The sequence below is a fragment of the Aeromonas sp. ASNIH2 genome, from assembly GCF_002934795.1.
Lineage (GTDB): Bacteria > Pseudomonadota > Gammaproteobacteria > Enterobacterales > Aeromonadaceae > Aeromonas > Aeromonas caviae.
This window is the reverse complement of the sequence record NZ_CP026406.1, coordinates 2,491,970-2,504,290: the sequence shown is the minus strand read 5'-3', so window position 1 is coordinate 2,504,290 and position 12,321 is coordinate 2,491,970. Positions and strand designations below refer to the sequence as shown.

The following is a 12,321-nucleotide window of genomic DNA, read 5'->3' as shown; positions in this document are numbered from 1 at the left end:
TGGGTGATGATCAGGGCCGAGCGACCCGGCGGCGTTGCAGCCAGACCACGGCCCCGAACAGCAGGAAGCCCGGCAGCCACATCAGCTCCTTGGGCCAGCGCTCGGTGGGCGCCTTGACGCTCAGGATCTGCTGATCCATCTCCAGCCCCAGATCGGCCGCCTGGCTGCCGAAGGTGACGGTGTCGATCAGGATCTTGCCGTCCTGCTCATAGGTCTGGATCCCCAGCTTGGCCAGACGATCCTCGCCACTGGCGCCCTCCGGCACCGGCAGCAACACGGTGAAGCGGCGCAACTTGCCCACCGCATCTTCCCCTTCCATCCGCAGGCGCAGGGTGCTCTCGGCCTCCACCTGCCCCATGGTCTGGACCAGCTCGGCCGGGGCGGTGTCGCGATACGGGTCGTGCAGCAGATCCATCCAGAAGCCAGGGCGGAACAGGGTGAAGGCCACCAGCAGCAGCAGCACGCTCTCGTACCAGCGGCTCTTCACCAGGAAGAAGCCCTGGGTGGCGGCAGCGAAGATCAGCATGGCGATGGTGGCCACGAAGAAGATCAATACGCCGTGGGCGAAGTCCACGTTGATGAGCAGCAGATCGGTGTTGAAGATGAACAGGAACGGCAGCGCTGCGGTACGCAGGCTGTAGTAGAACGCCGTGATCCCGGTCTTGATGGGGTCGCCCTTGGAGACGGCGGCCGCGGCGAACGAGGCCAGCCCCACCGGCGGGGTCACGTCCGCCATGATGCCGAAGTAGAAGACGAACAGGTGCACCGCGATGAGCGGCACGATGAGGCCGTTCTGCTGACCCAGGGTGACGATCACCGGCGCCAGCAGGCTGGACACCACGATGTAGTTGGCGGTGGTCGGCAGCCCCATGCCGAGGATGAGGCTCAGCAGGGCGGTGAGGATCAGCATGAGCAGCAGGTTGCCCATGGAGAGGAACTCCACCAGATCCGCCAGTACCAGGCCGACGCCGGTCTGGGAGACGGCCCCGACGATGATGCCGGCAGTGGCGGTGGCAATGCCGATGCCGATCATGTTGCGGGCACCGGCAATCAGCCCCTCGCGCAGGTCCACCACGCCATCGGTGAAGGAGCCGTAGTCATGCTTGCCGTCGGTGCGCAGCCAGTTCAGCAGCGGTCGCTGGGTCAGCAGGATGATGATGAGCATCACCGACCCCCAGAAGGCCGACAGGCCGGGGGAGAGGCGCTCCACCATCAGACACCACACCAGCACCACCACGGGCAGCAGGAAGTGCAGGCCGGAGAGCAGCACGGCGCGGGTCTCGGGCAGCTCGTCCAGTGGCTTGTCCGGGTCTTCCGCCGGCAGCGGTGCGTTGCTCGCGGCGATCTTCAGCAGTCCCAGGTAGGCGACGGCCAGCAGCACGCTGATCCCCGGCAGGGCATAGTCACCCAGTACCGGCTTGAGCCAGCCCAGACCGTAGTAGACCGCCATGGAGAGGCCGCTGATGAGGGCGGCACCGAAGGCGAAGCCGGTCAGGCGACGCAGCCAGGGGCGCGGCTGACGGTTGCCGATGGGCTGCATCCCGAGCTTGAGCGCCTCGAGGTGCACGATGTAGAGCAGGGCGATGTAGGAGATGGCCGCCGGCAGGAAGGCGTGCTTGATGATCTCCACATAGGGGATGCCCACGTACTCCACCATCAGGAAGGCAGCAGCCCCCATGACCGGCGGCATGATCTGGCCGTTGACCGAAGAGGCCACTTCCACCGCGCCGGCTTTCTCCTTGGAGAAGCCGACCCGTTTCATCATGGGGATGGTGAAGGTGCCCGTGGTCACCACGTTGGCGATGGAGGAGCCGGAGATGACGCCGGTCAGGGCCGAGGCGACCACAGCCGCCTTGGCCGGGCCGCCGCGCAGGTGACCCAGCAGGCTGAAGGCGAGCTGGATGAAGTAGTGGCCCGCACCGGCACGCTCGAGCAGGGCGCCAAACAGCACGAACAGGAAGACGAAGCTGGTGGAGACCCCAAGGGCGATGCCGAACACCCCTTCGGTGGTGATCCACTGGTGGTTGGCCAGCGCATGCAGGCTCACCCCGCGGTGGGCCAGCAGGGAAGGCATCCAGGGACCGGCCAGGCTGTAGGCCAGGAAGACGATGGCGATGACCGCCAGGGCCGGGCCCAGGGCGCGGCGGGCCGCTTCCAGCAGGAGCGGGATGCCGACGCAGGCCACCGCGAAGTCCATGGTGGTCAGGTTGCCGGGACGCTGGGCAAGCTCCTGGTACATCACGAACAGATAGCTGGCGACGGCGGCACCGACGAGGCCGAGGGCGATGTCGGCAAGGGGAACCCTGTCTCGCGGTGAGCTGCGCATGGCCGGGAACACCAGGTAGGCGAGCAGGATGGCGAAGGCCAGGTGAATCGAGCGTGTTTCAGTGTCGTTGAGGACGCCGATGCCGAGGGAGAAGGGCAGCGGCGAGGCGATCCAGAGCTGGAACAGGGACCAGATCAGCGCAAGACCTGCGATGATCCAGCTCATGGGGCCGACGGGCAGCCTGGCGCCGACGTCCTGGGCGATCAGCTCCTCGGCCGAGAGCGCCTCTTGTTGTTGTGTTTGCTGCATAGTGTGACTCTGTAGGTACTGCAATAAATGAGACTCGCTCCCCCGAAGGAGGAGCGAGTCCGGGGCACATCCGAAGACGCAGCCGGATTACATCCAGCCACGTTCCTTGTAGTAACGCACAGCGCCTTCATGCAGCGGAGCGGAGAGACCCACCTTGATCATGTCGGCTTCCTTCAGATCCGCGAAGGCCGGGTGCAGGCGCTTGAAGCGGTCCAGGTTGTCGAACACGGACTTGACCAGCTGGTAGACCACTTCCGGATCGGCCTTGGCGCTGGTGGAGAGCACAGCCTTGCCACCGATGGACGGAGTCGGGTTCGGGCTGCCCTTGTAGAGACCACCCGGGATCTCGGCCTTGCTGTAGTAGCTCTTCTCGGCCAGCAGCTTGTCGATCTCGGGGCCGGTGACCGGCACCAGCACGGTGTCCGTGGTGGTGGAGGCTTCCTGGATGGCGCCGTTCGGGTGGCCGACGAAGTAGCTCATGGCGTCGATGTTGTTGTCACCCAGGGCAGAGGCCTGCTCGGCGGGTTTCAGTTCGGAGACCAGGCTGAAGGCGGATTTGTCCCAGCCCTTCACGGTCATGATCTCTTCAAAGGTGTCACGCTGACCGGAACCCGGGTTGCCGATGTTGACGCGCTTGCCCTTCAGGTCGTCGAAGCTGGCAATCTTGGCGTCCTTGCGGGCCAGAATGGTGAACACTTCGCTCTGCAGGGAGAAGACGGCGCGGATGTCATCCATCGGACCTTCGGCCTTGAACGGCTCGACGCCCTTCATCGCCTTGTACTGGTGGTCGGACTGCATGATGCCGAAGTTGAATTCGCCGGAGCGGATGCCGTTGACGTTGGCAACACCGCCGCCACTGGCCGGGGCGTTGCACTTGATCTGGTGATCGGCGGCGCCGCGGTTGAGGAAGCGGCAGATGGACTGGCCCGCCACGTAGTAGACGCCGGTCTGACCGCCGGTGCCTATGGTCACGAAGCGCTCCTGCGCTTGCACCGGACCACCAAACGACACACCGACCAGAGCCGCCGACAAGGCGCACGCCAAGGATAATCCTTTCATGTTCTTCATCCTTTTCATTGATTTATTTCACCCGTTTCCCGGGAGAATATGAGACAGACCCGCACCAAGACTGGGTTCGCCTATACGACCTCGTACGAGGAAATGGTCGAGCGGCACGCGCCCTTCCAGAAGCCACCATCATCCTGCGGTGAGATAATCAGCGTCATGCCGATCGGAGGTGATCTGACCAGAAACGGGTCAGTTCAAAAGCATTAACGCTCCGATTAAGCACATAACACCAACATAAATCAAACAAAACAGCAAAATGGCGGATTTAAATAGCGAGAAGTTTGAAGCGGATCATTCATTTCTCAAGGGCAGATTAATTACATGAACTATCAAAGGGAAGCAATAAAAAGCACGCCCAGATTCTTTCGCAACCCTGGACTGGCAAGGATTAGAAACCTGGTCCGTTATATTGCGAAGTGCTTACTGAACAGCATAAACACGACGTTAATGACGCTTTTGTCGCCAAGATGCAAAAACCCCGATCCGGGGCTGCCGGAACGGGGTTTGGTAACAAGCTGATTTCATTTGGGCCCGGCCATCACGCCTTGCTGCCAGCCAGCTCCAGAATGAAGGCGAACTCCAGGGCGATGTCCTCATAGGCCTTGAAACGGCCCGACTTGCCGCCATGACCGGCCTCCATGTCGGTGCTGAGCAGCAACTGGTTGTCGTCCGTCTTCAGCTCACGCAGCTTGGCCACCCACTTGGCCGGCTCCCAGTACTGCACCTGGGAGTCGTGCAGCCCCGTGGTCACCAGCAGATTCGGGTAGGCCTGGGCCTTGACCTGATCGTAGGGGCTGTAGGCCTTCATGTAGTCGTAGTAGCGCTTCTTGTTCGGGTTGCCCCACTCGTCATACTCCCCTGTGGTGAGGGGAATGGACTCGTCCAGCATGGTGGTGACCACGTCGACGAAGGGCACCTGGGCCACCACGCCGCGATAGAGCTGGGGCGCCTGGTTGATGACGGCCCCCATCAGCAGGCCGCCGGCGCTGCCTCCCATGGCATAGACCTGATCCCTGGCGCCGTAGCCTTGCGCCACCAACGCCTCGGTCACGTCGATGAAGTCGTTGAAGGTGTTCTGCTTCTTGAGCAGCTTGCCCTCTTCATACCAGGTGCGGCCCAGCTCCTCGCCACCCCGGATATGGGCGATGGCGTAGACGAAGCCCCGGTCCAGCAGGCTCAGGCGTGAGCTGCTGAAGTCCGGGTCCATGCTGGCGCCGTAGGAGCCATAGCCGTAGACCAGCAGGGGATTGGTGCCTTCACCACCCCCTGCCTTCTTGAACTTGTCCTTGCGATAGACCAGCGACACCGGCACGGCCACTCCGTCACGGGCGGTGATCCAGAGCCGCTCGCTGGCATATTGCGCTGGCACGAAGCCCGCCACCGGCTGCTGCTTGAGCAGAGTCCGCTTGCCGCTGTCCATGTCCAGCTCGTAGGTGGAGGACGGCGTGGTCATGGAGGAGTAGCCATAGCGCAGGGCGCTGGTGTCCGGCTCCGGGTTGTAGGCAAGCCAGGTGACATAGGCGGGATCGTCGAAGGCGATCTCCTTCTGCTCACCGCTCTGCCAGTTGACCTGACGCAACCGGGTCAACCCCTGGCTGCGCTCCTCCAGCACCAGCCAGTCCCTGAACAGGGCATAGCTCTCCAGCAGCACGTCCGGATTGGGGGCGATCACCGCCTTCCAGCGATCCACCGGGCTCTCCTTGGTCTCATAGAGGCCGAAGTTCTTGCCGTCCTTGTTGGAGCGCACATAGAAGCGGCCGCGGTAGTGATCCAGGCTGTACTCGTGATCCACCTGACGGGGCAGGAACAGGCGTGGCGTCTGGCCCGGCACATTGGCATCAATGAGGCGCGCCTCGCTGGTGGTGGTGCTGGAGAGGGAGATGACGATGAAATCTTCCGAGGTGGTGGCGTAGAGGCTCACATAGAAGGAGTCGTCCTTCTCCTCGTAGACCAGGGTATCCTTCGCGGGATCCGTGCCCAGCTCGTGGCGATAGACCTGGTAGGGCAGCAGGGTCTTGGGGTGCTTGCGCACGTAGAAGACCGTCTTGCTGTCGTTGGCCCACACCAGGTTGCCGGAGGTGTTCTCGAGGGTGTCGGCGGCCCAGGCGCCGCTCTCCAGATCCAGGAACTGGATCCTGTATTGACGGCGGGAGAGATAATCTTCCGCCACCGCCAGCCAGCGGTTGTTGCGGCTCACCTCGAGCGCCCCCAGGGCATAGAACTCGTGGCCTTCGGCGCGCTGGTTGCCATCCAGCAGCAGGGCGGGCGCCCCCTCCCCTTCCACCTTGCTGCGGGAGTAGATGGCGTACTCCTTGCCCGGCTCGTAACGGGTCTGATAGCGGTAGCCGTTCTTCACATAGGGGACAGACTCGTCCTGCTGGGGAATACGGGCCACCATCTCCTTGTAGAGCTGCTCGCGCAGCGGCTTGATCGGTGCGAGCATGGCCTCGGTGTAGGCATTCTCGGCCTTGAGATAGTCCAGCACCTCGGGCTTCTGCCGCTCGTCATCGCGCAGCCAATAGTAGTTGTCGACGCGCGTGTCCCCGTGTTTTTTCAGGGTATGGGGGTGCTTGGCAGCCACCGGGGGGACAATGACAGGCTGGGTGGAAGTATCGCTTGTAGGCATGGCGGACTCTTCGTTGGCATGGGAACAGGGCGCAGCAAGCAGGCAAGCCAGCAGCAACCCCCGGGAAAAGGTGAACATGTCGCATCCTTTGCGCTGTCACAGGGCCGCCCCTCCCGCTGGTGCTGCACGCATCCAGACGGCACACCGGCAGGCAGCGGGAAAAGCGTCCCTGAGAAAATAAAAATTGGCGATCAATCTGCCCCTTGTCGCCCGGGGTTGCAAGGGCTCCACGGACATTCCCCCCCAAATCGACGAAAAAGGGCCGCCATCTCGCGATGGCGGCCCTCCTCCCTGACCGTGAGCGACACGGGTTCGCTCAGGTGTGCCTCACATGATGGAAGTGTGTCTGCTCACGGTCAGCATCCATCAGCCGGGGTAGCTCGACCAGACTTTGGTCGCGCCCTCGTCACTGATGCTCAGCACCTGATAGGGCTGACCCGGAATATCCATGCCCGGCGCACTCTGGGGCATCCCCGGAATGGTCAGACCGCGGATCGCCGGTTTTTCCTTGAGCAGCTTCTGCACGTCGGCAGCGGGCACATGCCCCTCCACCACATAGCCGTTCACCACCCCGGTGTGGCAGGAGGCCAGCTGCGGGGTGATGCCATGCTGCTGCTTGATCGGGTCAAGCTGCTCGGTTTCCACGACCTTGACCTCAAAGCCGTTCTCTTCCATGTGCTTGATCCAGGTCTTGCAGCAACCGCAATACTGGGACTTGTAGACGGTCATCTGCCCGGTTGCCAGAGCAGAAAAACTGACGGTACCGGCCAGCACGGCCAGTAACAGGGACTTGTACATATCTCACCTCGGTTAAGAAGAAATGCCCGGAAAGGGAAACTCGACTCAGCCGTGGTGACGGGGCGGACGCTCGAGACGCTTCAGGGGCGCCTCCGGCATGAACAGAGAGGGAGAGAGGTATGTCGGCCTGTCGGGCTCAAGCTGGGCAACCGTCAGGCTGTCGCTGGTGAGCACCGTCATGGCGAGCGCCGAGGTGAAGCTGCCGCAGGGCATGGCTTTTTCCAGGGTACGCTCGCTCTGGCTGCAATGGGGCGTCAGGGTACAGAGATCGGTGGCCGCACGGCTGCCAAACGACATCAGCACCAGCACCAGACTCCACAGGGGGAGCCAGCGGCGGGCGCGAGCGAGTTGGCGACGGGTCAGGACCATGAGACGACTCAATGACGAAAGAGGGCCTATGGTAACCCTTGGCCCAGGGGGAGGGTCAACCCCTCCCCCGTTTGCATCAGGGTTGCTGACGGGTGGCTGCCAGCACGATCTCCCGCACGCAGACGTTGGCCGGCTGGTGCCAGGCGTAGAGCACGGCGTCGGCGATCACCTCGGGTGCAATGACGCCTCCCATCTGATCCTTCCAGTCGTGATAGCCCGCCTTGATGCGCTCGTCCGTGGTGTGGCTGAGCAGCTCGGTCTCCACCGCGCCCGGAGCGATGGTCACCATCCGCACGCCGACATCGGCCACCTCTTCCCGGATATTCTCGGTCAGGGCGTGAACGGCGAACTTGGTGGCGCAGTAAGCGGCATGGTTCGGGAAGGTCTTGCGACCGGCGATGGAGCTGATGTTGATGATGGTTCCGCTGCGGCGGGCCTTCATGCCGGCCAGTACCGCATGCACGCCATTCAGAACCCCCATCACGTTGATGTTGAGCATCTGCTGCCACTCGGCGGGATCCTGCACGTCGGCCTGTCCCAGCAGCATGACGCCGGCATTGTTGACCAGACATCCCACCGGGCCGAATTGCGCCTCCGCCTGCGCCACGGCGGCCTTCATGGCGGCGGTGTCGGTGACATCGACCCCGATGCAGAGGGTATCGGGCAGGTTCAGCGCCTGCATGGGCTCGACCCGGCGGGCCAGCAACAGCAGCGGATGGCCGGCGGCGGAGAAGGCGCGGGCAATGGCGGCACCGATCCCGGCGGACGCGCCGGTGATCACCACGAGGGACTTGGACATGGAGTTTTCCTTCTGATGCGTTGAAATGGGCGTCAAACAAGGGCTGGCCAGCACGGGACCCAGTCACTATAGTCGCTACATCCATCGGCGATAAATATAGTTTTCCGCTGGTTATCATCTGAATTAACTATGGTATCCCCATGCTGGACCTGAGATTGCTGCGCTTCTTCATCGCCATCTATGAAGAGAAGAACATCACGGCGGCGGCAGCCCGCTGCCACGTGAGCCAACCCTCCCTCTCCGCCGGCCTTCGCCAGCTCGAAGAGAGCCTGGGGGACAGCCTCTTCATCCGGGGCAAGAAGGGGGTGGAAGCGAAGGATCCGGCCCACTATCTCTATCCCCACGCCGTCAAGCTGGTGGAAGAGGCGCGTCGCCTGCCGACCCTGTTTCGCCAGAAGGCGACGCGTGCGAGACTCAACATGGCCATCATGCCCGACCTCAGCCGCCGTCGGCTGGCGGGATTGCTTCGGCGGGTGCAGGGGGTGCTGCCCGAGTTGGATCTCACCCTCTCCGATTACGGCACTCCGGCCGACTGCCGACTGACCCTGGATGCCCCGCGCCGGGAGGACGAGATCTTCCTGCCGCTCTGGGAAGAGGAGTACGTGCTGTGCGTTCCCAGGGGACATCCTCTTACGGGCAGGGCGCGTATCGAGCTGGCTGAGTTGCAACATTATGATTTTATTGAGTGCCCACCCTGCGAAGCCCATCAGCAAACCATAGACCTGCTGGCCTGTGACCGGCTCACCCTCAATCTGGTGGCCAAGGCCGAGAGCAAGGGGCTGGTGATGGCGCTGGTGCTGGCCGGGGTGGGCATCAGCTTCCTGCCCGACGGGCTGGTGGAGGACGAAGCGGGCCTGTGCACCCTGCCCGTGAGCGGCCCCCGGATGTTCCGCCGCATCGGCCTCTGCTACCCCGCCCACCAGACCCTGAATCCGGCGCTGCGCGCACTGATCCCGGAACTGGCGGGCCAGGGAGCTTCTTGATAACGTTTCAGCTCACAATCTGTCGCATGTGCCGGCAGCAGACCCTCTTCAGGAATCCCATGAAACGCATTCTGGTCATCTTTTCACACCCGGCGCTGCAGAGTTCCCGGGCCAACAAGCAGCTGCTGCATGCCATCGAGGGGCTGGAGGGGATCACCCTGCACGATCTCTGCCAGCGCTATCCGGACATGTTCATCAACGTGAAACGGGAACAGGCCCTGCTGGCGGAACACGACATCATCGTCTTCCAGCACCCCTTCTACTGGTACTCCTGCCCGGCCATCATGAAAGAGTGGATGGACCTGGTGCTGGAGTACGGCTATGCCTACGGCCCCGAGGCCCACGCCCTCAGCGGCAAGCAGTGGCTCAGCGCCATCACCACGGGGGGCGGCCCCGAATCCTACTGCCGCGCCGGCTACAACCAGCGCCCGCTGCTCGACTTCCTGCTCCCCTTCCAGCAGACCGCACAGCTGTGCGGCATGCTCTGGCTGCCCCCTTTCGTGCTGCACTCTTTCCACAAACTCGAGGATCACGAGGCGCTGCGCCGCTGCGGCCAGGACTATCGCCAACTGCTGTGTGCCCTGCGTGACGAGCAGCTGACCCCGGCCCAGCTGGCCGAGAGCCCCTATCTGCGCGATCTGCTGGGGGTACTCCCATGACACACACTCGATCCGGGCGCAGGCCCGGCCAGCCCTCACCGGCATTCATCGTGTTAAGGAGGAGCCGCTGATGGGACATGGATTGCTGTTTGATGCCCTGATCTACCTCTCGGCGGCGGTGATCGCCGTCCCGCTGGCCAAGCGGTGGGGGCTGGGCTCTGTCCTTGGCTACCTGCTGGCGGGGATCATCATAGGTCCCTTCCTGCTTGGTCTGGTGGGCGAGCAGAAAGACGTGATGCACTTCGCCGAGTTCGGGGTGGTGCTGATGCTGTTTCTGGTCGGTCTGGAGCTGCGCCCGGCCCTGTTGTGGCAACTGAAAGGGCCCATCCTCGGCACCGGTGGTCTGCAGGTGCTGCTCACCAGTGTCGCCCTGACCGGGGTGGGTTATCTTTTGGGTCTGCCCTGGCAGCAGGGGCTCGCCATCGGTCTCATTCTTGCGCTCTCCTCCACCGCCATCGTGCTGCAGAGCCTGCAGGAGCGCAAACTGATGCAGAGCGAGAGCGGCCGCTCCGCTTTCGCCGTGCTGCTGTTCCAGGACATCGCCGTCATCCCCATCCTGGCGATCCTGCCGCTGCTGGCCATCGCGCCGGTCGCCAGCAGCGGCAGCTCGGAGCTGGCAGGCTGGCAGCACGGCCTGCTGGTGGTGGCCGCCATCGCCGGCATCGTGCTAGGTGGCCATTACCTGATGCGGCCGGTGTTTCGCGCCATCGCCCAGTCCCACATGCGGGAGATCTTCGTCGCTGCCGCCCTGCTGCTGGTGATCGCCATCGCCGTGCTCATGGAATCCGTCGGCCTCTCCCCCGCCCTCGGCTCCTTCCTCGCCGGCGTGGTACTGGCGGACAGCGAATACCGCCACGAGCTGGAAGCGGACATTGAGCCGTTCAAGGGGCTGCTGCTCGGCCTCTTCTTCATGTCGGTGGGTGCCGGCATCGACTTCAGCCTCTTTGCCGCCCATCCCCTGTTGATCCCGTCACTGGTGATCGGTCTGATGGTGCTCAAGTGGCTGGTGCTGATGGGGCTCGGCTTTGTCATTCGCCTCTCCCCGAACCAGCGCTGGACCTTCGCCCTGGCCCTGGCCCAAGGCGGTGAGTTCGCCTTCGTGCTGTTCTCGTTCGCCGCCCAGAACAAGGTACTGCCGGGCAGCACCATCTCACTGCTGACTCTGGTCGTCGCCCTCTCCATGGCGCTGACACCGCTGCTGCTTATCCTCAACGATCGGGTGATCCAGCCCTGGTTCGACTACCGCAACCAGAGCGACACCCCCGAACACGAACAGCCCGAGCTGGTGGAACACCCGGTCATCATCGCGGGCTTCGGTCGCTTCGGTCAGATAGTGGGGCGTCTGCTCCACGGCCACGGTATTGGCACCACCATCCTGGAGCAGGATGCCAGCCAGATAGAGATGCTGAGAAAGTACGGCTACCAGGTGTTTTATGGGGATGCCAGCCGACTCGACCTGCTGCACGCGGCCGGCGCCCACAAGGCCAAACTGCTGGTGCTCTCCCTCAATGATCCGGCCACCTCCCTCGAAGTGATCGAGATGGTGAAAAAGCACTTCCCGCACCTCAGAATACTGGCCCGTGCCCAGGACAGACCCCATGCCCACGAGATCCTGCGCCACGGGATAGACAGCGTGCACCGCGAAACCCTGGGGTCGGCCGTGGATCTTGGGGTAGAAGCACTCACCCTCTTGGGATTCAGGGCCAATCAGGCCTGGCGTGCGGGGCAGATGTTCAAGCAGTATGACAACCGGCTGCTGCGGGAACAGGTCAACTACCTGGACGACGAGCACACCTATATCAACAAGAGCCTGCAATACCGCGACATCCTCTCCGACCTGCTGCAAGACGATCAGGAAGGACAGGAGCGTACCCACGCCCATCAATGGAACAGCGGTCTGCCCGACAACGACAAGGAAGCAACATGATTGCCTATTACCCCATGCTCAAACACCTTCACATGACCCTGGCCCTGGTCAGCCTGCTGCTCTTCCTCTACCGCTGGAGCCTGGCGCTGGCGGGCAGCGGGCGGCTGCAACAGAAATGGTTGAAGGTGCTGCCCCACATCAACGACACCTTCCTGCTGCTGTTTGGCGTGCTGCTGGCGGTGGCCCTGCAGATGAGCCCTGGCCAGCAGCCCTGGTTGATGGCCAAGCTGATTGCCCTGGTGATCTACATCGGCCTGGGCGTCATGGCGCTCAAGCGCCCTGCCCGCGGTCAGAAGCTGGTGGCCGGAGTGGCCGCTCTCGCAGTATTCGGCTACATGGTGGGCGCAGCCATCACCAAATCAGCCTGGTCCTGGCTGGCATAACGACGTGTCGAGGTGGGGGCCCGTCCCTCACCTCCTTCCCACCTCCCCCTCCATATTGCTTCCATTTCCTTCCAGTCACCCTGGTCGCAAGCATTCTCGCAAGGCTTGTTTTCAATAAAAAAGGGCTCAAACAA

Annotated in this window: 10 protein-coding genes; 4 read left to right on the top strand and 6 right to left on the bottom strand. The window is 63.0% G+C overall.

All coding sequences use genetic code 11. The features are described 5' to 3' along the window. Positions 1-10 precede the first annotated feature (10 nt). The 6 genes from C3F36_RS11805 to C3F36_RS11780 all read right to left on the bottom strand — a co-directional run bounded on the left by C3F36_RS11805 (position 11) and on the right by C3F36_RS11780 (position 8,235). Positions 11-2,575, bottom strand: a complete 2,565-nt coding sequence (locus C3F36_RS11805) for a TRAP transporter permease (protein ID WP_104455112.1) — start codon at positions 2,573-2,575, stop codon at positions 11-13. Between the two features lie 87 nt (positions 2,576-2,662). Continuing rightward, entirely contained in the window at positions 2,663-3,634 is a 972-nt protein-coding gene (locus C3F36_RS11800) for a TAXI family TRAP transporter solute-binding subunit (protein WP_042865391.1), read from the bottom strand. Positions 3,635-4,181: 547 nt separating this feature from the next. Next, positions 4,182-6,347 (bottom strand): S9 family peptidase, encoded by a 2,166-nt coding sequence (locus C3F36_RS11795; RefSeq protein WP_104455111.1) that lies wholly within the window; start codon positions 6,345-6,347, stop codon positions 4,182-4,184. A 288-nt stretch (positions 6,348-6,635) separates the two neighbouring features. Continuing rightward, the gene (locus C3F36_RS11790; protein ID WP_010672577.1) at positions 6,636-7,067 is read right to left on the bottom strand and encodes a DUF411 domain-containing protein; all 432 of its coding nucleotides are present in this window, start codon (positions 7,065-7,067) and stop codon (positions 6,636-6,638) included. 45 nt (positions 7,068-7,112) lie between these two features. Then, positions 7,113-7,436, bottom strand: coding sequence for a hypothetical protein (locus C3F36_RS11785; protein WP_104455110.1), 324 nt, complete (start codon positions 7,434-7,436; stop codon positions 7,113-7,115). A gap of 76 nt (positions 7,437-7,512) precedes the next feature. Beyond that, positions 7,513-8,235: an SDR family oxidoreductase gene (locus tag C3F36_RS11780; RefSeq protein ID WP_010672575.1), complete on the bottom strand. Its 723-nt coding sequence runs from the start codon at positions 8,233-8,235 to the stop codon at positions 7,513-7,515. Positions 8,236-8,375: 140 nt separating this feature from the next. Between C3F36_RS11780 and C3F36_RS11775 the strand changes: the two genes are divergently transcribed. The 4 genes from C3F36_RS11775 to C3F36_RS11760 all read left to right on the top strand — a co-directional run bounded on the left by C3F36_RS11775 (position 8,376) and on the right by C3F36_RS11760 (position 12,187). Further along, positions 8,376-9,218, top strand: a complete 843-nt coding sequence (locus C3F36_RS11775; RefSeq protein ID WP_104455109.1) for a LysR family transcriptional regulator — start codon at positions 8,376-8,378, stop codon at positions 9,216-9,218. A gap of 59 nt (positions 9,219-9,277) precedes the next feature. Next, positions 9,278-9,877 carry an NAD(P)H-dependent oxidoreductase gene (locus tag C3F36_RS11770; protein ID WP_104455108.1) on the top strand — a complete coding sequence of 200 codons (600 nt, stop codon included), beginning with the start codon at positions 9,278-9,280 and terminating at the stop codon, positions 9,875-9,877. Positions 9,878-9,947: 70 nt separating this feature from the next. Then, a complete protein-coding gene (locus C3F36_RS11765; protein ID WP_043154446.1) occupies positions 9,948-11,804 on the top strand; it encodes a monovalent cation:proton antiporter-2 (CPA2) family protein in 1,857 nt (618 codons plus the stop codon). After that, positions 11,801-12,187: a SirB2 family protein gene (locus C3F36_RS11760; RefSeq protein ID WP_103858883.1), complete on the top strand. Its 387-nt coding sequence runs from the start codon at positions 11,801-11,803 to the stop codon at positions 12,185-12,187. Before C3F36_RS11765 ends, C3F36_RS11760 begins: the two co-directional genes overlap by 4 nt. Positions 12,188-12,321 lie beyond the last annotated feature (134 nt).